The 26007-nt window shown below is 42.1% G+C and carries 25 protein-coding genes and 1 riboswitch; of the genes, 23 read left to right on the top strand and 2 right to left on the bottom strand.

Annotated elements, in window-relative coordinates; genetic code table 11:
- Nucleotides 1–80: 80 nt before the first annotated feature.
- The gene (locus ACQYAC_RS09570) at nucleotides 81–572 is read right to left on the bottom strand and encodes a metal-dependent hydrolase (RefSeq protein WP_180310105.1); all 492 of its coding nucleotides are present in this window, start codon (nucleotides 570–572) and stop codon (nucleotides 81–83) included.
- A gap of 142 nt (nucleotides 573–714) precedes the next feature.
- Here ACQYAC_RS09570 and ACQYAC_RS09565 point away from each other — a divergent pair, with 142 nt between their 5' ends.
- From ACQYAC_RS09565 to ACQYAC_RS09555, 3 genes are all read left to right on the top strand, one after another.
- Entirely contained in the window at nucleotides 715–1173 is a 459-nt protein-coding gene (locus ACQYAC_RS09565; RefSeq protein WP_234034818.1) for a MarR family winged helix-turn-helix transcriptional regulator, read from the top strand.
- 82 nt (nucleotides 1174–1255) lie between these two features.
- Nucleotides 1256–1399, top strand: coding sequence for a small acid-soluble spore protein SspJ (sspJ, locus tag ACQYAC_RS09560; RefSeq protein WP_003213383.1), 144 nt, complete (start codon nucleotides 1256–1258; stop codon nucleotides 1397–1399).
- A 121-nt stretch (nucleotides 1400–1520) separates the two neighbouring features.
- Nucleotides 1521–1699, top strand: a riboswitch (Lysine riboswitch).
- 192 nt (nucleotides 1700–1891) lie between these two features.
- Nucleotides 1892–3298, top strand: a complete 1407-nt coding sequence (locus tag ACQYAC_RS09555; protein WP_429943177.1) for an amino acid permease — start codon at nucleotides 1892–1894, stop codon at nucleotides 3296–3298.
- A gap of 35 nt (nucleotides 3299–3333) precedes the next feature.
- Here ACQYAC_RS09555 and ACQYAC_RS09550 read toward each other — a convergent pair whose 3' ends face one another.
- Nucleotides 3334–4272: an iron-hydroxamate ABC transporter substrate-binding protein gene (locus tag ACQYAC_RS09550; RefSeq protein ID WP_268466693.1), complete on the bottom strand. Its 939-nt coding sequence runs from the start codon at nucleotides 4270–4272 to the stop codon at nucleotides 3334–3336.
- A 259-nt stretch (nucleotides 4273–4531) separates the two neighbouring features.
- On the opposite strand from ACQYAC_RS09550, the gene ACQYAC_RS09545 reads away from it, so the two are divergent.
- From ACQYAC_RS09545 to ACQYAC_RS09450, 20 genes are all read left to right on the top strand, one after another.
- Nucleotides 4532–5584, top strand: a complete 1053-nt coding sequence (locus ACQYAC_RS09545; protein ID WP_058013696.1) for a FecCD family ABC transporter permease — start codon at nucleotides 4532–4534, stop codon at nucleotides 5582–5584.
- A complete protein-coding gene (locus ACQYAC_RS09540) occupies nucleotides 5585–6607 on the top strand; it encodes a FecCD family ABC transporter permease (protein WP_429943176.1) in 1023 nt (340 codons plus the stop codon).
- A gap of 19 nt (nucleotides 6608–6626) precedes the next feature.
- Nucleotides 6627–7442, top strand: a complete 816-nt coding sequence (locus ACQYAC_RS09535) for an ABC transporter ATP-binding protein (protein ID WP_058013698.1) — start codon at nucleotides 6627–6629, stop codon at nucleotides 7440–7442.
- A gap of 176 nt (nucleotides 7443–7618) precedes the next feature.
- Nucleotides 7619–8341 carry a response regulator transcription factor gene (locus ACQYAC_RS09530; RefSeq protein WP_410582408.1) on the top strand — a complete coding sequence of 241 codons (723 nt, stop codon included), beginning with the start codon at nucleotides 7619–7621 and terminating at the stop codon, nucleotides 8339–8341.
- Nucleotides 8342–8344: 3 nt separating this feature from the next.
- On the top strand, nucleotides 8345–10099 hold the full coding sequence (locus ACQYAC_RS09525; RefSeq protein ID WP_429943175.1) for a sensor histidine kinase: 1755 nt from the start codon (nucleotides 8345–8347) through the stop codon (nucleotides 10097–10099).
- 136 nt (nucleotides 10100–10235) lie between these two features.
- Nucleotides 10236–11672, top strand: a complete 1437-nt coding sequence (uxaC, locus tag ACQYAC_RS09520) for a glucuronate isomerase (RefSeq protein ID WP_429943174.1) — start codon at nucleotides 10236–10238, stop codon at nucleotides 11670–11672.
- 68 nt (nucleotides 11673–11740) lie between these two features.
- Entirely contained in the window at nucleotides 11741–12751 is a 1011-nt protein-coding gene (locus tag ACQYAC_RS09515) for a LacI family DNA-binding transcriptional regulator (RefSeq protein WP_180310111.1), read from the top strand.
- A 59-nt stretch (nucleotides 12752–12810) separates the two neighbouring features.
- Nucleotides 12811–14268, top strand: coding sequence for a tagaturonate reductase (locus tag ACQYAC_RS09510; protein WP_429943173.1), 1458 nt, complete (start codon nucleotides 12811–12813; stop codon nucleotides 14266–14268).
- Nucleotides 14265–15758 (top strand): UxaA family hydrolase, encoded by a 1494-nt coding sequence (locus ACQYAC_RS09505; RefSeq protein ID WP_429943172.1) that lies wholly within the window; start codon nucleotides 14265–14267, stop codon nucleotides 15756–15758. Before ACQYAC_RS09510 ends, ACQYAC_RS09505 begins: the two co-directional genes overlap by 4 nt.
- 20 nt (nucleotides 15759–15778) lie before the next feature.
- Complete coding sequence (locus ACQYAC_RS09500) at nucleotides 15779–17170, top strand: glycoside hydrolase family 28 protein (protein WP_429943171.1); 1392 nt, start codon at nucleotides 15779–15781, stop codon at nucleotides 17168–17170.
- 172 nt (nucleotides 17171–17342) lie between these two features.
- On the top strand, nucleotides 17343–18293 hold the full coding sequence (locus ACQYAC_RS09495) for an ABC transporter substrate-binding protein (protein ID WP_169055683.1): 951 nt from the start codon (nucleotides 17343–17345) through the stop codon (nucleotides 18291–18293).
- Nucleotides 18259–19317: a FecCD family ABC transporter permease gene (locus tag ACQYAC_RS09490; protein ID WP_003212738.1), complete on the top strand. Its 1059-nt coding sequence runs from the start codon at nucleotides 18259–18261 to the stop codon at nucleotides 19315–19317. Before ACQYAC_RS09495 ends, ACQYAC_RS09490 begins: the two co-directional genes overlap by 35 nt.
- Nucleotides 19314–20594 (top strand): heme ABC transporter ATP-binding protein, encoded by a 1281-nt coding sequence (locus ACQYAC_RS09485; protein WP_429943170.1) that lies wholly within the window; start codon nucleotides 19314–19316, stop codon nucleotides 20592–20594. The genes ACQYAC_RS09490 and ACQYAC_RS09485 overlap by 4 nt, the downstream gene beginning before the upstream one ends.
- Before the next feature lie 130 nt (nucleotides 20595–20724).
- A complete protein-coding gene (locus ACQYAC_RS09480) occupies nucleotides 20725–21294 on the top strand; it encodes a cob(I)yrinic acid a,c-diamide adenosyltransferase (RefSeq protein WP_144461819.1) in 570 nt (189 codons plus the stop codon).
- A 165-nt stretch (nucleotides 21295–21459) separates the two neighbouring features.
- A complete protein-coding gene (locus tag ACQYAC_RS09475) occupies nucleotides 21460–21852 on the top strand; it encodes a hypothetical protein (RefSeq protein WP_058013710.1) in 393 nt (130 codons plus the stop codon).
- Between the two features lie 15 nt (nucleotides 21853–21867).
- Nucleotides 21868–22533: a stress responsive protein LiaH gene (gene liaH / locus ACQYAC_RS09470; RefSeq protein ID WP_058013711.1), complete on the top strand. Its 666-nt coding sequence runs from the start codon at nucleotides 21868–21870 to the stop codon at nucleotides 22531–22533.
- A 111-nt stretch (nucleotides 22534–22644) separates the two neighbouring features.
- Nucleotides 22645–23514 carry a LiaG family protein gene (gene liaG / locus ACQYAC_RS09465; protein WP_144461822.1) on the top strand — a complete coding sequence of 290 codons (870 nt, stop codon included), beginning with the start codon at nucleotides 22645–22647 and terminating at the stop codon, nucleotides 23512–23514.
- A 30-nt stretch (nucleotides 23515–23544) separates the two neighbouring features.
- On the top strand, nucleotides 23545–24309 hold the full coding sequence (liaF, locus tag ACQYAC_RS09460; RefSeq protein ID WP_034620120.1) for a cell wall-active antibiotics response protein LiaF: 765 nt from the start codon (nucleotides 23545–23547) through the stop codon (nucleotides 24307–24309).
- Nucleotides 24306–25370, top strand: a complete 1065-nt coding sequence (gene liaS, locus ACQYAC_RS09455) for a two-component system sensor histidine kinase LiaS (RefSeq protein ID WP_058013713.1) — start codon at nucleotides 24306–24308, stop codon at nucleotides 25368–25370. Before liaF ends, liaS begins: the two co-directional genes overlap by 4 nt.
- Entirely contained in the window at nucleotides 25367–26002 is a 636-nt protein-coding gene (locus tag ACQYAC_RS09450; RefSeq protein ID WP_003213157.1) for a response regulator, read from the top strand. Before liaS ends, ACQYAC_RS09450 begins: the two co-directional genes overlap by 4 nt.
- Nucleotides 26003–26007: the final 5 nt, after the last annotated feature.

Genomic DNA, 26007 nt, shown 5'->3' with positions numbered 1-26007 from the left:
CACTTATCTTAAACCTACTAAAAAAATGAGGAATGATCAATTCATATCTTATCTTTTTCGCAAAACTCTTTTTTATTCTGTTAGAACTGGATGGGGATAGACATGCCGCAGATGACTGCGATGTAATAGCAGGTGACGACAGTGAGAGCAGCTAGTACAACTTGTTCTCCTGTGCTGCCTGTTTTGACATAGAAGGGGAGACGCACTTTAATGGAAGCTGGAAATAAAAATTTAATGCCGTTTACTGTTCCAGCATCAAGGATAAGATGGCTCGCCATTCCAACTAATAAACCAATACTTAGGCTGTCATTTGGAATGTATGTTGTTGCGAGAAAATAAATGATCAGCAGAAATAATAAACTGTGAGTAAACGTGCGATGACCGAACACGCTGCTGATCAGGGCCGAGAGCAGCGGAAATTTTCTACCGATTTTACTTTTTGTATGACAAAGATCGGGGATCAAAGCACCTGCTGATCCAGCTGCAGCCATGATGACTGGGTCGAATCCGTAGTAGTAGGCGACGGCCGTTGAGGCGGCGATTCCGCCCATAATGTGTGTTTTTCCTGTCATGATGCGTACTCCTGTTCTATTTTTTGTTCAAGTATTCACTATATCAAGGGTGAATTCATTCAGCAAGGCTTATTTCTAAAGAAAAAAAGGACAAAAGGGTTGGCTGATTGGTAAAACATTCTATAATAAGGAGGAAGTCAAGTTGATACTAACGATAAGGGATGCGATTCGGATGGGTAATGCAGACATTTTAAAAGAAATTGTTCTTGTACATTATGAAGTCAGCCGTAAATTAAACCGCAAGTTACTTGAGTTAGAAAAAGACATCACGCCTCCGCAGATATATGCTCTTACTATTCTGATACAAGGCAAAGTATCACATGCCGAAGAGCTGAAACAAAGGCTCTCTTTAAACCCAGGTGCAGCCTCCATTGCACTCAATAAATTATGTGAGCAGGGCTATATTCAGAGAGAACGGGACAAAGACGACCCCTCGCTCGTCCGATTAGAAGCCACCGAAAAAGGGCAGGCGATTTATGAAAAGCATACACGTCTTTTCGGAAAGGTGATTCAGCATATGATGTCAGACTTCACAAAGGAAGACTTAAAGACCTTTTTGACATATCTGCAAAAAATGAGACAAACCTTTCATGATGATTGAGCCTTTCCACTTTGTATAATGCGGCGCACTGTAGCACAAATTAAACAGGCAACCGCATTTTATGAAAAGGGAGGAAACAGCGATGTCATTTTTCCAAAAGGATAAAAAGGCGAAAAGCGAGAAAGACCACAAGCAAGTAGATCAGCTGTTAGAAGAAGCAAGCAAAGAGCTAGCAGGCGATCCGCTTCAGGAAGCTGTACAAAAGAAGAAAAACAACGATCAATAAGCAGGTATAGGGCAGAGAAAAAGATCTCTGCTCTTTTTCTATGTTTTTCCCTTTGACAGAAGTGAGAATGTTTGATAACCTTCGTGTAGTAAAAATGAATAGAAATCCTCACGCTATGTCTCAGTGAGGTAGAGGTTGCGCGGATGATGAGTCACTCATGGGAGAGATGGAATCGAAGATCATGAGAAAAAAGGCATCAGCGCCGAAGTGTAGAGAGAGCTCCAACTTTCTTTATGCTGGGTCTGCATTGAATAAATGCAGGACTGCCACGTCTTTGAAGCGTGGAGGGCTATCCGGAGATCAAGGTGTATGTTTTGAAAAGCATGGACTGTTGTTCAGGCTTTTTTTTATGTTCTGAGTACCGAAGATAAGGGTATGCTGTTAAGAAAGTGACCCATAATGAACATAAAGAATACAAGTCATTGCTTCACAAATATATCAATGAAGATACTGCCGGGTCTGGTCCGAAGTGAATATAACGGAGGTACGGAAATGGAACAGACAAAAAAATGGGGTTTTTGGTTATTGACGGCTTTTGTCGTCGGAAATATGGTAGGTTCAGGCATCTTTATGCTGCCAAGTACGCTTGCCCAGCATGCGAGTCCTTTAGGTGTGACGATGGCATGGCTTGTCACAGGTGGCGGTGTGCTGATGATTGCACTTGTTTTTGGGCATTTGTCCATTCATAAGCCGCAGCTGACAGCTGGACCACAAAGTTATGCAAGAGCGCTTTTCAACGATCCGAAAAAAGGGAAAGCGGCAGGTTTTACAATGGTTTGGGGATATTGGGTAGCAAGCTGGATTAGTAATGTCGCGATTATTACGAGTCTTGCTGGTTATTTAACGACATTTTTCCCAATTCTCACCGTGAAGACGGAAATTTTCACCTTTGGTAAAGAAGCGATCACACTAGGTCAGCTGACAACGTTTATTGTATGTACCATTCTTCTTTGGGGAACACATACGATCTTAATTACAAGCTTAAGTGCTGCAAGTAAATTAAACTTTATTACGACCTTTTCAAAGGTACTTGGATTCATCCTTTTTATTGTTGCGGGATTATTTGCATTCCAAACGGCATTATTTGAACATTATTACTTCCCAATTGCAGCAGAGGGCGAAGGAATGCTCGGACTTGGGGGCCAAATTCATCATGCGGCCATTTCCACACTATGGGCATTTATTGGCATCGAGTCTGCTGTCATTTTATCAGGAAGAGCGTCCTCGCAGCGCGATGTGAAACGTGCAACGATTACAGGACTTTTAATTGCACTTTCTATCTACATGATTATTACTTTGATTACAATGGGCGTCCTGCCGCACGATCAGTTGCAAGGCTCAGATAAACCATTCGTTGACGTGCTTCAGCTTATTATTGGGCCGGCTGGCGGAATTGTGATGGCACTGCTTGCGATTATTTGTTTATTTGGCTCGATGCTTGGCTGGATTTTACTTGGTTCAGAAGTACCGTATCAAGCAGCAAAGGCTGGCGATTTCCCGGCAGTATTTGCAAAAACAAACAAAAAAGGCAGTCCTGTTTTTGCTTTAACGGTTACAAACATTATGTCACAGCTGTTTATTTTCTCAGTGATGTCTCGTACGATTAATGAAGCTTTTACCTTTTTAACGACATCAGCGACACTTGCGTATCTCATTCCGTATATTGTGTCTTCGATCTATAGCTTTAAAGTCATCATACAAGGTGACACGTATGATCTTCAAAAAGGGAAGCGAACAAGAGACGGAATCATTGCGCTTGTTGCGATGGGGTATTCCGCTTGGGTCATTATTTCAGGAACAGCTGATTTTAAAACATTTGGACTTGGCATCGGTCTGTTCTTAGTAGGTATTTTGCTTTATCCATTTATGTCAAAAGGATTTGCCAAAGGAACGGTATAAGGGAAACGTTTCTCCGTATATGGAGAAACGTTTTTTTATGATTCAGATGTTAAACGGTCCACAATAAACTCAAGCTGTCCTTCTAGTGACACTGGGTCATTAAAGAAGTAACCGACAGGATCGATTTCAAATACGTGTTTATTTTGTACAGCAGGAAGTGATGCCCAAATGCTGCTTTCATACACCTGATCTCCTTTACTTTTTGAACCGCTCCATGGACTAGTGAAAATATAGTCGCCTGCGTATTCTGGCAGCTTTTCAAGGGAAATGTTTGCATAGCCGACGCCGCTATCGATGGCATCTTTTTTAACTGCCTTTGGCGCACGTAATTTCAGCTCGTCATAAATAATTTCGCCTCCTCGTGCAAAGGTGTTTCCAAAGATATAGATACCTTTATCAAAGGGTGACACGATTGAAACGGTTTTGCTGCCGACCGCTTTTGTTACTTTAGGCTTTACCTCAGCTATTTTTGTATCCCATTTTGTGATCCATTCTGCTGCTTTTTTCGGTGTACCTGTCATTTTACCGAATTCTTTCAGCTGATCTTTAAAGGAATATTGATTGTATTTAATGGCAACGGTTGGCGCAATTTTTTTGTATTGATCAAATTTCTCGTCTTCTCCCCAAGCAATAATCATATCTGGCTTCAAAGCGGCGACCTTTTCGACAGAAGGGGATGTTCCAAGGTTTTTGACACCATCTGTTTTGCCTTTATAGAAAGGGTTTTTAAAGATGGGGGCAGTTGTAGCAATCGGCGTCTTGCCAAGTGTCACGAGGTCACCGTAGTAGCTTTCTGCCAAAAGCACAATTCGTTTTGGATCTTTAGGGAGTTTGACTTCACCTTTCACGTCCTGATAGGTGATTGTGTCATCCTGGTTGGCGCCAGATTTTTTATTTGAAGTGCCGCTGCAAGCAGCTGTAAAAAGCATGAGAAAGGCTAAGGATATCAAAAGAAATCCAGATCGTTTTTTCACAAAGATTCTCTCCTATTCACGTTATTATGATAATGATTCTCAATTTCAATTATATCGTAACATGATGGAATGAAAAATGCATCGGCTATGTTAGGACCTAAAGAAAAATGGTGAATTTCTCCCGGTTTTTTGATGAAAATAAAGAAAATGTTCAGAACAATGATTTCAAAAAGGAAAGAAAATGATATACTAGACTTCGAGATTGATAATCATTATCACTGATAAAGAATAGATATGAACGGAAAGGAAGAGACTGGTTTTGGGCTCACAATCGAATAAGCAGCTGCCAGCCAAGGACGATGCAATGGATATTGTCACGAAGCCTTTTGGAACAGCAGCTGTTGTCATCATAGGAATCATCGCTTTAGCATTTGGTCTTTTTTTATCGGTATCATTAGGAGCAGCAAATATTCATCTACACACGGTATGGGAAGCCATTTTTCATTTTGATCCACAGCAAACTTCACATCAAATCATTCGGGAATTGAGGCTGCCGCGTACAGTTGGGGCTGCACTCGTCGGTGCCTTTTTAGCTGTATCTGGTGCCATTATGCAAGGGATGACAAGAAATGCGCTTGCGTCTCCTGAAATTATGGGTGTGACAAATGGCTCTGCATTTGCGATTGCGATAGCATTTGCATTTTTCCCAGGCCAATCATCTTTCACATTAATTCTTTGGTCATTTGCTGGAGCCGCACTCGGTGCATCTATTGTGTTTGGTGTCGGTACCCTGTCTAAGGGAGGACTAACCCCAGTGAAGCTCGCACTAGCGGGTACGGCGGTTGGAGCTCTTTTAAGCTCGATCTCTTCAGCAATTGCCATTCGGTTTGACGTCGCTCAAGACATGAGTTTTTGGTACGCAGGCGGCGTGGCAGGCTTGAATTGGAGCAACATTCAGGTCGTTATTCCAGTCGCCATCGTAGGGCTTGTGATTGCGATGATCCTTGCTCGCTCGATCACTGTACTGAGCTTAGGTGATGAATTGGCTAAAGGGCTCGGGCAGTATACGAAAACGGTCAAGGTGCTAGGAATATTGGTCGTGATTCTTTTAACCGGTGCTGCTGTGTCAGTGGCAGGCTCAATTGGCTTTATCGGGCTTGTCATTCCCCATGTCACTCGATTCTTGGTCGGAGTGGACTACCGGTGGATCATCCCTTGCTCAGCTATTTTAGGGGCCATCTTGTTAATTTATGCAGACGTTGCTGCAAGACTGGTCAATGCTCCATTTGAAACACCAGTTGGTGCCATTACTGCGATTATAGGCGTTCCTTTCTTCTTATACTTAGCTAGACGTGAAAGGAGCGGAATTTAAATGGAAATGGTGCAGCAGGCAAAGAAAAAGAAATATAAACGAACGATGCTGATGATCTTTTTAGCCATCGTCGTGGTATTTTTGATTAGTTTAAATACCGGAGAGATTCGTATTTCTCCGATAGATACATTGAAAACATTTTTTGGACTCGGAAGTGAAATGGATGAGCTGGTGCTGTTCGAATTTAGACTTCCAAGAATGATCATCGCTTTACTTGTCGGTGCTTCTATTGCTGTTTCAGGAGCTATCTGGCAAGGTGTTTCTCAAAACGGCTTAGCTGATCCTGGTATTCTTGGTGTGAATGCGGGCGCAGGATTTGCTGTTGTACTTTTTATCTTTGCATTTCAAGGCACAATGTCGAACTTAGGACATTTGACGATTTTTGTACTGCCGCTTTTCGCATTTGCCGGTGCAGCCTTTGCTGCATTTCTTATCTATGTGTTAGCGTGGAAAAAAGGCATCACACCTGTTCGCTTGATTTTAACGGGTATTGGTGTCAATGCTGCGTTTTCAGCAGCAATTGTGGTCATTCAATTAAAAATGAGCCCAAATGATTTTAACCAAGCCATTGTGTGGTTATCAGGAAGCATTTGGGGCTCAAGTTGGACGTATGTCCTATCAGTTCTGCCATGGATGCTTATTTTCCTTGTGCTAGCGCTTGTGAGAGCACGCTACTTAAATATCATGAATTTAGGTGACCAGCTGTCCTATGGATTAGGGATTTCAGTTCATAAAGAAAGAAGCTTTATGATGCTGATTGCCGTTGCATTAGCAGGTGCAAGTGTCGCTGTTGCAGGTAGTATCTCTTTCTTAGGGTTAGCCGCACCGCACTTGGCGAGAAAGCTTGTTGGACCAAAGCACCAAGGAATGATACCAGCCTCCGCGTTGATTGGCGCACTGTTATTATTACTGGCAGATACACTCGGCCGTGTCATACTTGCACCATCAGAGGTGCCAGTTGGTCTCGTCGTTTCTGCTTTAGGTGCACCTTACTTCATTTACTTATTGATGAAAACGAACTAATGAGGGAGGAGAAAAACATATGAAATCGCTTGAAACAGAAAAGCTATGTATCGGTTATCAGGACCGTTTGATTGTAGAGGATTTAAATATCAGTATCCCAAAAGGCAAGGTGACAACATTGATCGGACCGAATGGGTGCGGGAAATCAACGATTTTAAAAACAATGTCCCGTATCATGAAGTCCAATCAAGGCGCTGTTTACTTAAATGGTCAGGCTATTCATCAAACGCCTACAAAAGAAATTTCAAAACAAATGGCGATCCTACCGCAAACACCCGAAGCACCAAGCGGACTGACAGTGTATGAGCTGGTGTCATATGGACGTTTCCCACATCAAAATGGATTTGGTCGCTTATCAAATGAAGATAAACGAATCATCAGATGGGCACTTGAGGAAACGGGCATGATTGCTTTTCATGACAGACCAATTGAAGCACTTTCTGGTGGACAGCGTCAGCGTGTATGGATTGCAATGGCACTTGCCCAGGAAACAGAACTGCTTCTATTGGATGAGCCGACGACGTATTTGGACCTGGCACATCAGCTCGAGATTCTTCAGCTGCTAGAACGGTTAAACAGAGAACAGGGACGAACTGTGTTGATGGTCATTCATGATTTGAATCATGCGGCACGTTTTTCTCATTACATGATTGCTCTCAATCAAGGAAAAGTCATCAAAGATGGGACGCCTCATGAGGTCATGACCAAAGAGGTGCTTGGTCAGGTATTCCACATTGATGCAGAAATCGTACTTGATCCTAGAACGAATAAGCCGATCTGTTTAACATATGATTTGGTGAACCATGAAAGAAAGCTAGAAGCTGTGAATGGATAATAGAAGTAAAAGGAACTCGGTGGAATAGCCGAGTTTTTTTGCGTCTCTGAAACTTCCTAGTACCACCATTTTTCCCAGTTGATATTTTTTCGCTTTTATGCAGAAAAGAGGTACTTTTTTACTTTAGACAATGGTAATATACGGTTAGAGATCATAGCTAGAAAGGAAAGAGATGCGTGGAAACAGCAAAAATATTGATTGCAGATGACGAAGAAGCAATTGTCAAAATGGTTGAACGCGTATTAAAAAAAGAAGGTTTCAAGCATATATATAAAGCCTACCATGCAGATGAAGCATTAGATGTTGTCAAAAACGAGGACATCCACCTCTTACTTCTAGATGTGATGATGCCCGGTAAGTCTGGTTTTGATGTTCTTCCTGAAATGAGAAAATATACGAAAGCACCCATTTTCTATTTAACTGCAAGAACGTCTGATGTAGATAAACTGACCGGTTTTGCTCAAGGGGCAGATGATTACATCACAAAGCCATTTAATCCGCTAGAGCTTGTGGCTAGAATTAAGGCTCACTTAAACCGAACTTATATCTCTTTAAAGGAAGAGCAAGAAGAGGCTCAAAGTCAATATGAATATGCTCATTTCTCTTATCATCCTCATTCAGCTGAATTGAAAGTAAGAGGAGAGTTGACTGCATGCTCTGCTCAGCTTCTTTCTTTGCTGAAGTACTTTTGTGATCATCCGAATGTGGTTCTTTCAAAAGATCAAATCTATGAGAAAGTATGGGGCGTTCCATCATATGGTGATAACAACACCGTCATGGTTCATATTCGAAAGCTGAGAGAAAAGATCGAGTTAGATCCGAGTCAGCCCGAATATATTGTGACGATCCGTGGAATGGGATATAAATTTATACCACACCCAGTAAAGGTTCATCATTAATTCATGAATTTACGAGCAAAACTTTTCTTTCACTTTGTCGGACAAATGTTTATTGTGATTGCCATTTTGTTAATCGGAAATACGTTCTCTGATAATTTATATTTAAAAAAATACTACGAGAACATGGCTGAAACCGGTTTAACAAAAGCTGATGGAGATACACTCATGAGCTGGCTTTATTTTAACGAGGATGGAGAAATGGAAGCCGATGATCAGCTCAAGCAAGCAGTGAGAAAACGAGACGGCTGGCTGCAAGTGATTGATTCAAAAAAACATAACGTCTATAGCTATCACCGCCCCAAGTCCATTCCAACATCCTATCAAAAGGATGAAATGATCAAGATCTTTGAAAAAAGGCAATATAAAGATTATAAGATGTACTTCTGGCCAATTGAGATTGATCAAAAAAGCTTTATCGTGTTGTATGGGTTTAAAACAAACAGCACAAAGGTAGCCAATTATTTGAAGCAGAACGAGAAAAATTTGGCTGCACTCTCTCAATATTCGGTTGAAACGAAAGAATTCTTGAAGAGAATGAATGGGTCGGTGCACCTGTTCAATGATCAAGGGAAATATTTAAAAGGCATTCGAGCCAATACCAATTTGAAACATGATGTAACAGATGTTGAACTGCTCAAGTATCAATCAAAGCCTTGGGAGTTTAGAAGTGATCTGTCTTATATTAGAGTGAATAAAAATCTGTATATCATTATTTCTGTACCAAATAAAGTATACAGCCCAGATGGATTATACGATAAAGAAACAGACGCATTAAATCAATATACAACCATTTTAATTGCAGGTCTTGTGATTACGGTTATTATCGTCATGACATTATGGTACTCGTATCGCTATGGTCTTCCGATCTATCACATTATCCGCTGGCTGATTTTCTTATCTAGAAATAAATTGCAGGAACCAACAAATAGAAAAGGAATTCCAATCAGTAAAAATAAAAAAGGTCGTATTAAGCGTGAATACCGATTATTTGAGGATATCCTAAAAACAATGGATCAGCTCACGCTTACATTAAAAGAGAATGAAGAAAACCGTAGAAAAATTCAAACCACAAGGGAAGAATGGATTGCAGGATTGTCTCATGACTTGAAAACACCACTTAGTACCATTTACGGCTACGGGCTCATGCTTGAATCTGATCAATATCAATGGTCCAAGGAAGAAGTCATGGAAATGGGACAGGTGATTCGTGAGAAATCAGAATACATGTCGACCTTGATTGAAGATTTAAACCTCACGTATCGATTGAAAAATGGGGCCTTGCCTATTAATCGAAAGCCGGTCGAGCTGGGTGAATTTTTAGCCGCTATTATGGACGAGTTTTCAAGAAGCTCTTTTTCTGAGGATTTTTCATCCTCTTTTGAAGATCAAACTAGCGGTGTCATCTTTGAGATCGACAAAGCTTGGTTCAGGCGAGTGATTGAGAACCTGCTGGCGAATGCAGTCAAGCATAACCAAAAAGGCACGCATATTACAGCTGTTTTGTCTGAAACAGATGAAGAAGTTCGGATCGAAATGAAAGACAACGGATGCGGAATGGCACAAGAAACGGTCGATCACTTATTTAACCGCTACTATAGAGGGACAAATACAAATGATCCAACGAATGGAACAGGACTTGGTCTGGCAATAGCAAAAGAGCTTGTCTTACTGCATGACGGTGATATTCAAGTAGAAAGTGAACCTGGTGCTGGAACAACTATTGCGATTATCCTAAAAAAATCACCCCCTGTAAAATAGCCAAAAAACGATTTTCCTTTCTGAAGGAGATCGTTTTTTCCTATTTTAGGATTGAAATCAACTTTGTAAACGATTACAATTAAATTGTTAACGTGAACAAATCATTTTCATACGATAAGAGGGATGGGGGAATTTGATGAAAGCCTTTTTAGATGAGCAGTTTTTACTAAACAGTCCAACGGCGGAAAAGTTATACCATGAGTTTGCAAAGGACCTTCCAATCATAGATTACCATTGCCATTTAAGTCCTAAAGACATCTATGAAAATAAAACCTTCCGAAATATCACTGAGGCATGGCTTTATGGAGATCATTACAAATGGCGGGCCATGAGAGCAAATGGCATTCCTGAAACGCACGTCACGGGTGATGCATCTGATGATGATAAATTTTTGGCGTGGGCGAAGACCGTCCCTATGACCATAGGAAATCCGCTCTATCACTGGACCCATCTAGAGCTGAGAAGGTATTTCGAAGTCGAAGACCTATTAAATGAAAAAAATGCAGATATCATTTGGCAGAAAGTCAATGAAAAGCTGCAAGGAGAGGGATTTGGGGCGAGAGACTTCATCATGAAATCAAACGTAGAAACCGTTGTGACAACAGATGATCCGGTCGATTCACTTCAATATCATCAAAAACTGCGGGAAGAGGGATTCTCTGTACAAGTGCTACCAGGGTTTCGACCTGATAAAGCTCTAGATATAGCGAATGATCTGTTTGGAAAATATGTTCATGAGCTGGCAGAGGCTTCAGCTATTCCAATACAATCCTACCAAGACTTCTTACATGCCCTCCGAGCGAGAATTGATTTTTTCCATGAACACGGCTGCTTGATCTCGGATCATGCTATTAATGAAATGACATATGAAGAAACGACACAAGAAGAAGTGGAGACTATCTTTCATAAAAGAATGTCTGGTCATCCATTGACGGAAAAAGAGAAGATCAAATTTAAAACAGAGACATTCATTATGCTAGGTCAGGCTTACTGTGAGCGTGGCTGGGCAATGCAGCTTCATATCAATGCACTTAGAAATAACAATACGAAAATGTTTGAGAGACTCGGACCAGATACGGGGTACGATGCGATGAATGACGCAGACATTGCAAAGCCGCTTTGCCACATATTAGATCGTTTAGAACAAAAAGATGCATTGCCAAACACGATTCTGTATTCCTTGAATCCAAGGGACAATGTCGTGATATCAACATTGGCTGGAAGCTTTCAAGACGGGAAGACACCGGGGAAGATGCAGCACGGCACAGCCTGGTGGTTTAATGATACGAAACAAGGAATGACAGAACAGATGATGGCTCTTTCCAGTATCGGACTGATCAGCCGTTTTATCGGAATGCTGACTGATTCAAGAAGCTTTTTGTCCTATACAAGGCATGAATATTTCCGAAGACTGCTTTGTGATATTATCGGGGATTGGGTAGAAAAAGGAGAAGTCCCCTATGACCTTGAGCTGCTAGGGGGCATTGTGAAAGGTATCAGCTATGAAAATGCCAAGCAATATTTTCAATTTGACCGGGCAAAGCAGCTCTATCATCAAAGTAAAACCACATGAAGAGAAAGGCAAGAAAATGAAAGCGGTTTTATGATAAGATGGAAAAAAATCATAAAAGGCGGAATAGCATGACAGTCACAATTAAAGACATAGCAAAATTGGCAAATGTCTCTCATACCACAGTATCAAGGGCTTTGAATAACAGTCCTTTTATTAAAGAGAAGACAAAACAAAAGATTTTGTCGATTGCAAAACAGCTGAATTATTCACCAAATGTCCATGCCAGAGGCCTTGTATCACAAAAATCGTTTACAATCGGTCTGTTTTTTACGAGTTTAACAGAAGGCACATCCTCAAGCTTCTTTGTGGATGCGTTAAAAGGCGTCAATAGCGTCATGACAGAGCATTACAATTTGTTTGTCAGAGGTATTGACGATTTTCACGATTACACAACCATTCATAAGCAGCGCTACGATGGCATTTTGCTGATGAGCCAAAGTGAGCACGATGAAGCGTTTATCCATCATGTCAAGAAACAGGGCATTCCAATCATTGTGCTGAACCGCCGTGTAGAAAGTAATGAAGTGATGAATATATTAGCAGATGATAGTCAAGGAGCATACCAGGCAGCGCACTATTTCATTCAGCAAGGCCATCAACAAATCGCCATCATTGAAGGAAAAGAAGGCTTTAAATCGACTCAGGAGAGAAAAGCTGGTTTTCTCCAAGCGTTAATTGATCACCATATTCCTATGAAAAAAGAATATATGATCGCGGGTGACTACCATATGAAAAGCGGCTATGAATCAATGGAATCCCTGCTGACCCTTGATCATCCGCCAACAGCGCTTTTTTGCTCTAATGATGACATGGCCATTGGTGCGATGAATGCTTTATATGCAAAGGGAAAGACGTGCCCGGGCGATGTCTCTATTATCGGTTTTGATGATATTGCATTTTCATCCTATACCACGCCTGCACTGACAACGGTGAAAAAGCCAATCGAAAAAATGTGTGCACTTGGAGCAGAGGCCATCCTATCCGTCATTAACGGTGAAAAGCAAGAAGAAGATCATATGGAAAAAGTGTATGTCCACACAGAGCTGATGATTAGAGATTCAGTCAAAAAGATGCAGTAATCAGCATCTTTTATAGAGGGATGTTCACGTGTGCATAAATTACAGAGAGGAGAATCCATTTGAAACGTTTATCAAAAACGATATATCCGGTGCCTGAGTATCCGGAAACGATTTTGCAGATCGGTGAAGGGAATTTTATGCGAGGCTTTATTAATTGGCACATTCAAAAGCTGAACGACTGCACAGATTTTAAAGGAAGAGCTGTAGTTGTTCCTCCGAGAAAAGGATCTGTTGCAGCTTTAAATGAACAAGATGGCTTATACACTTTATGTATACAGGGCTATCATGACCAGCAAGAAATGAATGAGCGCATGATCATTCAATCGATCAGCAGAGGAATCAGTACGTATCCGGATTATGATGTTTTTTTACAAGTAGCTGAAAACCCCGATCTTCGCTTTGTCTTCTCAAACACGACAGAGGCAGGACTTATGTTCAGCAAGGCCGATCGCTTGGAGGATCGACCGCAAGCTAGTTTTCCAGGAAAGCTGACGGCGTTCCTATATCACAGGTTTAAAGCATTTGCTGGTGATGAACAAAAAGGGCTGATCATCCTTCCATGTGAACTGGTCGAACATAACGGTGATCGCTTGAAGGAATATGTGATAGACATGGCAGCTGAGTGGGATCTGCCGCTTGCGTTTATCACATGGATCAAGGAAGCCAATACGTTTTGTAATACGCTTGTTGATCGGATTGTTCCTGGGTTTTCTAAGGAAGCAGCTGAAATTGTCCAAAAGGAAGAGGGATACATCGACGAGTTGCTTGTCACGGCAGAATACTATCACCTTTTTGTTATTGAAGCACCTGCCTTCGTACAAAAAGAGCTTCCCTTTCAAGAAGCAGGTTTAAATGTCCTTTTTGTAGAGGATATTGCGCCTTATCGCATGAGCAAGGTACGGATTTTAAATGGTGCTCATACAGCAATGGTGCCAATCGCTTACTCATGCGGGGTAGAAACTGTAAAAGAAGCTGTGGATGATGAGGATGTCGGCACGTTCATCCGGCGGCTGTTGGAGGAGGAAGTACTGCCAGGGCTTGAGCTCTCTCGAGATGAGCTTCTTCTTTATACACAATCGGTTTGGGATCGCTTTTGCAATCCATTTGTGAAGCATCAATTGCTGGATATTGCGCTTAATGGTGTATCTAAGTTTCGAACCCGTATTCTTCCGTCATTGCTCGATTATGTTGAGCAAAAGAAACAGCTGCCAATGAAACTCGTGTTTTCACTCAGCAGCCTCATTTATTTTTACAGAGCACATGCAGAAAAGATAAAGGATGATGAGACTGTACTGGCATTCATGAAGGAAGCCTTTGAAGAAGAGAACCAATCTAATGAAACGATCGCAGCAAAGATTCTATCATGTGAGAAATTATGGGGGAGAAATTTAACGGATATAAATGATTTGGTTCACGCTGTAGCTGACCAGCTTACCCTCATAAGGGAGCAAGGGATGAGAGCGGCTGTTCAACGAATGCTACAACATCAATATGAAAGTCAGGGGGAGAAGGCATGAAAGATTTTATTGTGATTCACCCTTCAGATAATGTCGGTATTGCTTTAAAAGTACTTGAACAAGGGGAGGAGCTACATCATCAAGATCATTCCGTTATTTTAAAAGAGACCATCGCCAAAGGTCATAAGTTTGCATTGGCTGATATCAAGCAAAGAGAGAATGTCATGAAATACGGTTACCCTATTGGGCATGCAACGACTGCCATTTCTGCTGGAGAGTGGGTGCATACACATAACATCAAAACCAATTTATCAGGCAAGCTCGATTATGAATACGAGCCTTCTTTTACAAATAACCCCTATGAAAAAAAGAACCTTACATTTAAAGGATATAAACGAAAAAATGGGGAAAGCGGGATTCGAAATGAGCTTTGGATTGTCCCAACCGTTGGATGCGTAAATGGCATCGCCGATCAAATCATTCAAATTTTTACCGCTGAAATGGGCGGAAGCATCCATCCGTTTGAAACAGCTCTCGTGTTAAAGCACAATTACGGATGCTCACAGCTTGGGGACGATCATGAGAATACAAAAACCATTTTACAAAATGCCGTGAAGCATCCCAATGCTGGAGGAGTGCTTGTCCTCGGACTTGGTTGTGAAAATAACGATATTGACCATTTTCAGTCTACATTAGGTGAATATGACCGTGAGAGAGTGAAATTTTTAAGAAGCCAAGAAGTAGGAGATGAGATTGAGACGGGAGTTGCTTTACTCAAGGAAATTTATGAGGCAGCGAAAGAAGATCACCGTGAAGAAATCCCGTTATCTGAGCTGAAAATCGGCTTGAAGTGCGGGGGATCAGATGGATTCTCCGGAATTACCGCAAATCCGCTTTTAGGAAGGCTGTCCGATTTTATTGTTGCTCAAGGCGGCACGACAGTGTTAACTGAAGTGCCCGAAATGTTTGGAGCAGAAACGATTTTAATGGAGAGAGCGGAATCAGAAGCGACTTTCGACAATATTGTGCAAATGATCAATGACTTTAAACAATACTTCATGGATCATCTACAGCCAGTATATGAAAATCCTTCCCCGGGAAATAAAGCAGGTGGAATTTCGACATTAGAGGATAAATCTCTCGGTTGTACACAAAAAGCAGGAACTTCTGACATTCAAGATGTATTGAAATATGGGGAATTGCTGAAGCGAAAGGGTTTAAATTTGTTAAGTGCCCCGGGAAATGATTTGGTTGCTTCATCTGCTCTTGCCGCTTCTGGCTGTCAGTTGGTTCTTTTTACAACAGGTAGAGGGACACCATTCGGCACGTTTGTCCCAACAATGAAAGTCTCGACGAATACAGCCTTATATGAAACAAAAAAACATTGGATTGACTTTAATGCGGGAGAATTGCTTGAAGATGTACTAGAAGATATTGTGTTAGAAAAATTCATTTCAACGGTCATTGATGTGGCGAGCGGAAAGCTATTAAATCATGAAAAAAACAATTTTAGAGAGCTGGCTATTTTCAAAACAGGTGTCACACTTTAAGGCGACTGGGGGATGATAATGTGTCTAGAAAACGGGATTTGATGTATATCACAGCAGGAACGGTACTTACGGGGATTGGACTCACTCGTTTAGCAAGGCAAGGGAAGAAAGACAAAGAGGCAAACGGAATCCATCAAGTGTTAAAACAGATAAAAGCACCGCTGTTCCCTGATCGTGAATTTAATGTGGTTCATTATGGTGCAGATGCAAAAGGAATCGAGCTTTCAACAGATGCGATCCAGTCTGCCATTGATGATGCGCACCGTTTGAAAGGGGGACGTGTGCTGATTCCGGAAGGGACGTTTGTGACAGGTGCGCTAGAATTGAAGAGTCATGTAGAATTGCATTTGCATGAGAAAGCGTATGTGACATTCAGCCAAAACCCAAAGGATTATCTGCCGCTTGTCCTGACAAGATATGAAGGGGTTGAGCTTTATAATTATTCACCTCTCATTTATGCACACCATGCAGAAAACATCGCCATTACTGGAGCTGGAACGCTTGATGGCGGAGGGGATGAGCATCATTGGTGGCCTTGGAAATATGGCACGAATGGCCAGCCTTCTCAAGAGCGGGATCGTCAGCTTCTATTTGACATGGCTGAAAAGAGAATACCAGTAGAAGAAAGAGAGTTTGGAGAAGGGCATTATTTAAGATCAAGCTTTATCCAGCCCTACCAATGTCAGCAAGTTCTTATTGAGGGAGTGACAGTGAAGGATTCACCGATGTGGCAAATTCACCCTGTACTGAGTGAACATGTGATTGTCCGTGGAGTCCATATTATTGGGCATGGACCAAACACAGATGGTGTCAATCCGGAATCTTGCCGGAATGTGCTCATTGAAGATTGTTATTTTGATAATGGCGACGATTGTATTGCCATTAAATCTGGAAGGAACGAGGACGGACGGAGAATAGGGGTTCCGTCTGAAAACATTGTCATTCGTAGAAATGAGATGCGTGATGGACACGGCGGAGTGACGATTGGGAGTGAAATCTCTGGCGGGGTAAGGTATGTCTATGCAGAGAATAATGTAATGGATAGTCCGAACCTTGACCGGGCACTGCGGATTAAAACCAACTCTGTCAGAGGCGGGACCATTGAACATATTTACTTTAAAAACAACACAGTCAAAAGCCTAAAGCATGAAGTGGTCTGTATCGACATGATGTATGAGGAAGGGGATGCGGGTCCACATCGTCCTGTTGTACGTCATATTGAAGTAGAAGGATTGAAAAGCAGCGGCGGAAGATATGGTGTGAAAATAGCCGCCTACTCACATTCTCCTGTGACCCATTTCAACATGAAAAATTGTGTCATAGATCACGTGACGTATCCACTTTCTTTGGAGCATGCAGTAGCGCCTTCTTTTCAGAAAGTCGTCATCAATGGGGAACAAATTAATAAATAGATGGGTGAAAAACAGTCTTTTTAAAGGCTGTTTTTCTTATATCAGAACGAAAAAGACGCTTTTAGAAATCACATATACAACCTATCTGCACTGTAGTATAATATTCCCGAAATTAGAAAAGAATTGACGGAAGAGATTTCGTCAAGCAGTACATAAATCAGGGGGTTCATTCATGAAAAAGTTAACGGCCATTTGGCTATCGCTCCTGCTTGTGATGGGTGTTTTAGCAGGATGTGCAGGTGCTGAAACAGACCATAAAGCAAAGAGTTCACAAAATAACGAAACAGCGGCTGCGGCATTTCCTGTCTCGATTAAAGATGCAGCTGGTAAAACAGTCGAAATCAAAGAACAGCCTAAACGAATTGTTTCATTAATTCCAAGTAATACAGAAGTTGCATATGCGCTTGGTCTTGGAGATAAAATGGTTGGACGATCTGATTTTGACAATTATCCAAAGGAAGTTGAAAAGGTAGAGAAAATTGGCGGACTTGAATTCAATGTCGAGAAGGTGATTTCCTTAAAACCTGATCTGGTACTAGCTCATGCCTCGCAGATGGGATCAAAAGATGGATTTAAACAGCTAGAGGATGCAGGGATTCAAGTACTGACTGTAAATGATGCCACTTCCTTTAAGGATGTGTACAAATCGATCAATATGATTGGTGAAGCAACAGGTGCAAAAGAAGCATCAACAAAGCTTGTAGACGAGATGAAAGCAAAATTGAATAACATCAAGAAACAAGCAGAGGCGATCTCAAAAGACAAACAGAAAACAGTCTTTGTTGAAGTATCAGGTACTCCTGAAATTTATACAACAGGAACTCATACATTTATGGACGAAATGCTTTCTGTGATCCATGCGAAAAATGCTGCTGGTGATCAAACTGGCTGGGTGCAAATGACAGAAGAATCGATTATCAAACGAAACCCTGACGTAATCGTCACAATTGATGGTTCCAGTTTAGCTGATCTGAAAAAGAGAGACGGCTGGAATGCGATCAAAGCAGTGAAGGAAAAACAAGTCTTTCAATTGAATACGGATCTCGCATCAAGACCGGGACCGCGATTGGTTGAAGGAGTCGAGGCTCTTGCGAAAAGCATCTATCCTGACACGTTCAAATAAATTCATCATCGCATACACACTAAGTGCTTTACTTCTTGTGGTGAGCATTGGAATGGGAATCTCCTTTGGAAGCTTAGGGATTCCCATTCCTTCTATTCTCCGTATATTTGTTCACGAATTATTCGGTGTGCAGATAGGCACAATAGATTCAATTGATCGCAATATTATGATGAATATCCGGCTGCCAAGAGTGATATTAGCGGCACTAGTCGGAGCAGCGCTGGCGTTATCTGGAGCAGCTTTTCAAGGCTTATTAAAAAATCCTCTTGCTGACCCATATACACTGGGGGTATCTCAAGGTGCATCAGTTGGAGCTGTCGCGACCCTATTTTTCAGTTTGCAGCTCCCTTTGCTCGGCAGTTTCACACTGCCTTTTTTCAGTATGACAACAGCACTTGTGACCTTATGTCTCGTCCTCTTTTTTGCACGTCTTGTTCATCGGGGGATGAGCATCTCCTCGTTAATTTTAACAGGGGTGATTTTCAGTTCCTTTTTGGGCGCACTTATTTCATTGATGATTGCTTTAACGGGTGATGATCTAAAAGAGATTATTCATTGGCTTCTTGGCAGTGTGTCCATGAGGGGCTGGCGCTATATTGTGCTTTTCCTTCCTTTCTTTCTGATTGGGACCTTTGCATTAATGCTGATGGGGAGAGATTTGAATGTTATGACGTATGGCGAGGAGAAGGCAAAGCTATTAGGTGTACATGTGAAAAGGAGCAAATATATCGTGCTGCTTGCTGGATCAATTCTGACTGGAAGTGCGGTAGCGGTATCAGGAACGATCGGATTTGTGGGACTTGTGATTCCGCATTTTATTCGCCTCTTAGCTATCACAGACCACCGGCACCTCCTGCCTTTGTCTATGCTGAATGGCGCTTCCTTTCTTGTTTTAGCAGATGTGTTATCGCGTACGATCATTGAGCCGACTGAATTACCGATCGGCATCATCACAGCGTTAATTGGTGCCCCTGTATTCGGCATCATCCTCATTCGTAAATATAGAGGAGGGACTCATCTATGATTCAAGTGAAGGAAATTAAAGGTGGATATGGAGAGAAAGAGGTCATACGCGGCATCAGTCTTGAGGTAAAGCAAGGGGAATTTCTCGGTATACTTGGTCCAAATGGAAGCGGGAAGTCGACCTTGCTTAAAATGATCTCTGGGCTGCTGGAACCTGACAGTGGTGAGATACGCCTGAGCGGTCAACTGATTCAATCTTACCGTCCAAAGGCACTTGCGCAAAAAATGGCTGTTCTACCGCAGAAAACGGACCAAGCCTTCTCATTTACAGTGGAAGAAACGGTTCAATTCGGTCGTTATCCATATCAAAAAGGATGGCTGCAATCTGTTACACGAGAAGATATGCAGATCATCAACAAAGTAATGGAACAAACGGATGTTGCACAATTTAAGGATCAATCCATTCATGAGCTAAGCGGGGGAGAACAGCAGCGTGTGTACTTGGCACAGGCATTAGCCCAGCAGCCTGACTATTTATTGCTGGATGAACCAACCAGTTTTCTTGATTTGGCTTATCAAAAAGACTTGCTTGATTTAATTAAAGAAGAGACCACTTCCTCTAGGCTGACGGTAATCGGTGTGTTTCATGATGTGAACATCGCCAGTTTGTATTGTGATCGGCTGCTCCTGCTTGATGAAGGAAAGGCAGAGATGGCAGGGCTGCCGCATCACGTCTTGACGCCTGAGCGAATCAACCGTGTATATGAAACAAATGTAACACCGCTCCAACATCCGCGAAGGGCAAACCCTCAGGTGATCATTGAGCCTGCGGGGGCTTCTGTAGCATCAAATGCAAAGTTAGCGGATGGCTGGAAAACGCATGGCGGAGAAGGAATGACGTTTTCCCTCAAACAGCCGCTTCGCATCCTTTCCTCACATCAGAAAAAGGGCGGCTTCTTTTGGAAAAGGTCTCTCGGAACGGGAAGTGAGATGCTTCGAGATGAGCTGGAAGATCGGGAAGGACTATTGTTTTACGACCAAGCAAGTGGACCAAAACAATTTGCTGCTGAAGACACAGACGACGACATGGTGCTTTACGGCATGCGTCATCAAGGAGAGCTGACCATTTGGCTTGTACTGAAAGAGTCTATATCAGACGGAGCGTCTGTTCAGCTTGTGGGGCAGCTTGTCCATATGATGAAACAGGAGACGAGCATGTCCATCCATCATCTTTGTATCGCTGCTGCGGGTATGCAAGAAACAGAAGATGATGAGCATTTACACGAAAGATTAAAGCAGAAAGTGCACCGTCTTCTTTATTCATTAAATGCCATTTGAAAGTGAACCAAAGGGTTCGCTTTTTTTGTTTATGATGCGATGAACATCACAGTGCTTTAGTTAAACAAATACATCCTTTTCACTTCAGGTTATACTAAAAGGACAAAGCAATAGAGAAGGAGGAACACCAATGAAACTTTATACAAAAACAGGGGATCAAGGTCAAACAGGCTTGATCGGCGGGAGAGCCGATAAGGATGATGTGAGAGTAGAGGCTTACGGCACGTTAGATGAGGCGAATAGCTTTATTGGACTCGCACATGCAAAATTACGTCAGCATGGCGAATTGTTTCAAGACATTTTGTCAGAGCTGATTGTGATACAGCACGAGCTGTTTGACTGCGGCGGTGATTTAGCAGCAGTGAAACCACCGAAAGAAGGTAAATTAACGGAAGCGTCTGTAGCAGTCCTTGAACAAAGAATGGATGTCTATGTAGAAGAAGCCGCGCCGCTCACGAAGTTTATTTTACCGGGCGGCCAGGAAGGCGCAGCTCTCTTACATGTGGCGCGGACAGTCGTCAGAAGAGCAGAGCGGCATATGGTGACGCTTGCGAAGCAGGAGAAGATTCCATCAGTTGCGCTCACATATGTAAACCGCCTATCTGACTATTTATTTGCAGCCGCCCGAATCGTGAATCATCGACTCGGTGAAGCGGATGTTGAATATGAACGAAGTGCAAACGTATTTCGGTCTAAATAAAGAAAAGCACTCTTCTCATTGAAGAGTGCTTTTTTATTGGATTCTACCGCTCAGTCTGAGCGAAGTTACGACTCTGGTCGCAATGAAAGATCAATCTGCGACACGTTTTGCCAGCTTTCTTTTTTGACTATAGTAAAAGCAAGGAGCAAGAAAGGAGGCATGAAGATGAAAATAACAAGTAAAACCATCATCGGTTCGATTTTAATGTTTGTCGGTCTATCCATCTTCTTCGGTGGTTCACTAGGAGGGCTGATCCCGATTCTGATTGGGGCGTGGCTCATCTATGTAGGTGTAAAGAAATATGAGCAAGGCAGTAAAACCTTCGGCGTCATTCTAGCAGTCATTGGTGTCATGATCGTTGTGCAAGCTCTGCCATTTATCCTTGGAATCGCACTAGCTGGGGGGCTTCTCTATTTCGGGTGGACGATGATCAATGGTGAAGTGGCAAAAGGATCATCAAGCAGATCATATATGGAGCCAAACACGTCACCGAAAATGGAAGAACCTATGCACACGTCATTTGATCAAGAATGGGAAGACTTTTTAAAGAAAAAATAAGAGGAGGAAATTCAAATGGTATTTAGAAGAATGAGAGATATGTTTGTTGCAACGGTCAATGAGGGCTTAGATAAAATGGAGAACCCGCGTGTCATGCTAAATCAGTACGTTCGTGATATGGAGGACGATATTGCCAAAGCGAAACATGCGATCATCAAACAGCAAACGATTCAACAAGGTTTCCTGCGCAAAGCGGAAGAGACGGAAGCATTTGCTGAAAAAAGAAAGAAGCAGGCTGAGCTGGCATTTCACGCAGGAGAAGAAGAGTTAGCTCGAAAAGCGCTCACAGAAATGAAGTATTTTGAAGAAAAGCATTTGGAATATCAGGAAGCTTATCAGCAATCTGTGAAACAACTAAAGGAGCTAAAAGAGCAATTGCAGCAGTTAGAAACGAAGCTGCGTGATATTAAAGACAAGAAGCAGGCGCTCATAGCAAGAGCAAATGCCGCACAGGCAAAGCAGCATATGAACGAATCTATGAATAAAGTAGATAGTGAAAGTGCATATAAAGAATTTCTTCGAATGGAGAACCGTATCGAAGAAATGGAGACAAAAGCAGGCAGCTATGCACAATTTGCAGATCAAGGGGCATATGCTCACCTAGACTATGCAGATGAGGTTGAAAAAGAATGGCAAAAGCTCAAGCTGGAGAAGAAGCCTGAGCAGAAGCAAGCAAACTAAGAAATCAGAGACAGGTCGGAAGAAAAGCAGGATTTTTCTTCCGATATTTGATTTCTTTCTGTTTCGCTTTTCCTTATAATGAAAAGGTCAGAAGATAAAGGGATGGTATGAATGAAGCGATTAATTGGTCTAATTTGTATACTCGTAGGTGTCTTTTTAATGATTGGGATGCTTTTCAAAAACGAAAATCTCTTTCATTTGAGTTTCTCCCGTGAAAAACCAGTCACAACAGCTTCAGCGAAAAAAGATGAAATTGATCAATTAGATATTTCTCTTTCTGGATTTCGCGTGAAGGTACAGCCTGAAAATCGTTCCGATATTTCCGTGATGGTCGTAGGTGGAAAAGGGAAAATGTATGCGGAACAAACAGGCAGTACATTTAACATCCGTGCTGAAAATAAAGGATTCTTGTTTTTCACTTCATTTGAAAAAGGAGAACTCTTAGTCAAAATGCCAACAGATTATCATAAAAATGTGAAGATTACGGGTGGAAGCGGGGTCAGTGAGATTGACGGCGAAGGGAAGCTGGCACTTGAAGATGTGATCCTCAAATCAACAAGCGGAAACCTCAATGCCGAGAATTTCTCAGCAAACAATGTCGAAATCAAAGCGACATCTGGCAGACTCTCTGTGTCTCACATCGATGCGAAAAATAGCGATATTGGAGCAACCTCAGGGCGTGCCGATATTAAAGATGTCAAAGGGGAAATGCAGCTAGAAATGACGAGTGGTAGATTGACGGCAAGCTTTGATACCATTGAATCACCTGTCTCCTTTCACATGACATCAGGCAGCGCAAAATTTAACCTGCCGGATGAAGGAGATTTTAACGTCCAAGTGAAAAAAACAAGTGGAAGTGTCGATCACACCTATCACTTTGATCAAGCAGATAGTGAAGGTCGAGGCTTTACAGGCACGCGGGGAAAAGGGACACACTTAGTCGATATTGAAATGACAAGTGGAAACTTAAAGCTGCGGTAATGAACGAAACAAAGGAAGGAGGCGAGTCAACTGCGTTTTTCAAGGAATCAAATTTTAGGCATCATTGTCGTGATTTTTGGTATTAATCTATTTCTCAAAATTATTGGGATCGGAGCCGATTTGTTTTGGCCTGTGTTTTTTGCGCTTGCGGGCTATTGGCTGCACTCAAGATCCAAACGTTGGCTCGGTTCAGTTTCCTATATTTTTGCCGGCTTTCTCTTTTTAAAATTCCTGCTCAATATTACGTTTAGTCTCACAGGATATTTATTTGCGGCCTTTTTGATATATGCCGGCTATCGCTTATTGAAAAACAAACCCGTTTTTGATGTCGATAAAAAGGAAGCACCGGAGAGCGATAAGCCTTCTCTGAAAGTCAATCTTGAAAAAGAGGGCGAGCAAAAGAAAACAAAAAGCCAGACAAAGCCGCGAAAGGAGCATGACTTCTTTATCGGTGAAGTCAGACTGATGAAAAAGCCGTTTCAATTAAGTGATCTGACGATTTCAGGGTTTATCGGCGATGTCAAAATCGACTTATCAAAGGCCATCATCGCAGAAGAAGAGAGCACGATCGTAATAAGCGGGCTCATCGGAGATGTGGATATTTTCGTGCCGCAGGATATTGAAGTATGTGTGAGTGCTTCGGCTGCCATTGGTGATATGAAGATTATTGATGAAAAAAGAAGCGGATTCGGCAGTAAAGTGTATGTGATGACCGATAATTACGATGAGAGCAAACGAAAAGTGAAAATCTCCATCTCTTTACTGATCGGAGATGTGGATGTGAGATACTTATGAGAAAACTCCATCTAGGTATCCAGTGGCAATCTATTCGTCTTGGAGTAGGGATCTCGCTTGGTGTTGTCATCATGACGATGCTGCCCATGTTTTTTTATTATCAGCTTGATCCGATGATTCTCCTCTCTACCCGCTGGTTCGGCATTCCGTTTTTTTGTATTTTACTGATCATTAGTCTTGCCATTGGGGTTTCTGCCTCACATGTATTTGGCTATCAGCATAAAAAGCGTCTTGATCAGCTTGTAGAGTCGATTTTAAAGTTTGAAAATGGGAACTTTGCATACAGACTGCCGTCTCTTGGCGACGATGAAATTGGCTTAGCGGCAGACCAATTAAATGAAATGGCGAAACGAGTAGAAGGTCAAGTAGCCTCTTTGCAAAAGCTCTCGAATGAGCGGGCAGAATGGCAGGTGCAAATGAAAAAATCGGTCGTCTCCGAAGAACGTCAGCGTCTAGCACGAGAACTGCATGATGCGGTCAGCCAGCAGTTGTTTGCAATTTCAATGATGACCTCTGCAATTCTTGAAGGCATGAAGGAAAAGGATGAAAAGATTTTAAAGCAGATGCGCTTAGTCGAACGAATGGCTGGCGATGCACAGAATGAAATGCGTGCGCTTTTGCTACATCTCAGACCGATCACCCTTGAAGGAAAAGACTTGAAAAAAGGCTTGATTGAACTCCTAAATGAATTTCAAGCAAAGCAGCCGATTGATATTGATTGGGAAATAGAAGATGATGTACCGCTCTCAAAAGGAGTAGAGGATCACCTCTTCCGAATTGTACAGGAAGCCCTGTCAAATGTGTTCAGGCATGCAAAGGCGACAAAGGTGACGGTGCGTCTGCTCATTCGAAATCGGCAGGTGCAGCTGAAGATTATCGACAATGGGATCGGCTTTCAAACCGATCATGTGAAGACGGCCTCCTACGGACTGGAATCAATTCGTGAAAGAACAAGTGAAGTAGGCGGTGTCGCAGAGATTATGTCATTTGAAGGAAAAGGAACACAAATTGATGTGAAGGTTCCCATTTTTGATGAAGGAAAAGGAGAGAACGTTCGATGATTCGAGTGCTTTTAATTGACGATCACGAAATGGTGAGAATGGGGCTTGCTGCTTTTTTAGAGGCACAGGCTGATATTGAAGTCATTGGTGAAGCGTCAGATGGACAAAAAGGTGTAGAGCTAGCAGTTGAATTACGGCCAGATGTCATTTTAATGGATCTTGTCATGGAAGGCATGGATGGCATCGAAGCAACGAAAAGAATTTGTCAGGAAATTGAAGATGCTCGAATTATCGTTCTGACGAGCTTTATTGACGATGATAAAGTTTATCCAGTGATTGAGGCAGGTGCGTTAAGTTATTTATTAAAAACATCCAAGGCAGGAGAAATTGCAGATGCCATTCGGTCTGCAAGTATCGGCGAACCAAGATTAGAATCAAAAGTAGCTGGAAAGGTGATGAATAAACTTCGTCATTCCTCAAATGGATCGATCCTTCATGATGCATTAACAGCAAGGGAAATGGAAATCTTGAAGCTGATTGCCGATGGGAAATCGAATAAGGTCATCGCTGAGGAACTATTTATTACAATTAAAACAGTGAAGACACATATTACGAACATTCTTTCCAAACTCGATGTAGAAGACCGGACGCAAGCGGCTGTGTATGCGCATCGTCATAAGCTGATCCAATAAAATAA

The organism is Bacillus sp. MM09(2025) (assembly GCF_050496725.1).
Taxonomy (GTDB): Bacteria; Bacillota; Bacilli; order Bacillales; family Bacillaceae; genus Bacillus; species Bacillus pumilus.
Note: the sequence above shows the minus strand (reverse complement) of the source record. Positions and strands in the feature narration are given on the sequence as shown.

Coding starts and splice junctions, on each gene's coding strand:
- ACQYAC_RS09570 (WP_180310105.1), bottom strand. CDS start 572: ATGACAGGAAAAACACACATTATGGGCGGAATCGCCGCCTCAACGGCC.
- sspJ (WP_003213383.1), top strand. CDS start 1,256: ATGTCATTTTTCCAAAAGGATAAAAAGGCGAAAAGCGAGAAAGACCAC.
- ACQYAC_RS09555 (WP_429943177.1), top strand. CDS start 1,892: ATGGAACAGACAAAAAAATGGGGTTTTTGGTTATTGACGGCTTTTGTC.
- ACQYAC_RS09540 (WP_429943176.1), top strand. CDS start 5,585: ATGGAAATGGTGCAGCAGGCAAAGAAAAAGAAATATAAACGAACGATG.
- ACQYAC_RS09535 (WP_058013698.1), top strand. CDS start 6,627: ATGAAATCGCTTGAAACAGAAAAGCTATGTATCGGTTATCAGGACCGT.
- ACQYAC_RS09525 (WP_429943175.1), top strand. CDS start 8,345: ATGAATTTACGAGCAAAACTTTTCTTTCACTTTGTCGGACAAATGTTT.
- uxaC (WP_429943174.1), top strand. CDS start 10,236: ATGAAAGCCTTTTTAGATGAGCAGTTTTTACTAAACAGTCCAACGGCG.
- ACQYAC_RS09515 (WP_180310111.1), top strand. CDS start 11,741: ATGACAGTCACAATTAAAGACATAGCAAAATTGGCAAATGTCTCTCAT.
- ACQYAC_RS09505 (WP_429943172.1), top strand. CDS start 14,265: ATGAAAGATTTTATTGTGATTCACCCTTCAGATAATGTCGGTATTGCT.
- ACQYAC_RS09495 (WP_169055683.1), top strand. CDS start 17,343: ATGAAAAAGTTAACGGCCATTTGGCTATCGCTCCTGCTTGTGATGGGT.
- ACQYAC_RS09485 (WP_429943170.1), top strand. CDS start 19,314: ATGATTCAAGTGAAGGAAATTAAAGGTGGATATGGAGAGAAAGAGGTC.
- ACQYAC_RS09480 (WP_144461819.1), top strand. CDS start 20,725: ATGAAACTTTATACAAAAACAGGGGATCAAGGTCAAACAGGCTTGATC.
- ACQYAC_RS09475 (WP_058013710.1), top strand. CDS start 21,460: ATGAAAATAACAAGTAAAACCATCATCGGTTCGATTTTAATGTTTGTC.
- liaH (WP_058013711.1), top strand. CDS start 21,868: ATGGTATTTAGAAGAATGAGAGATATGTTTGTTGCAACGGTCAATGAG.
- liaG (WP_144461822.1), top strand. CDS start 22,645: ATGAAGCGATTAATTGGTCTAATTTGTATACTCGTAGGTGTCTTTTTA.
- liaS (WP_058013713.1), top strand. CDS start 24,306: ATGAGAAAACTCCATCTAGGTATCCAGTGGCAATCTATTCGTCTTGGA.
- ACQYAC_RS09450 (WP_003213157.1), top strand. CDS start 25,367: ATGATTCGAGTGCTTTTAATTGACGATCACGAAATGGTGAGAATGGGG.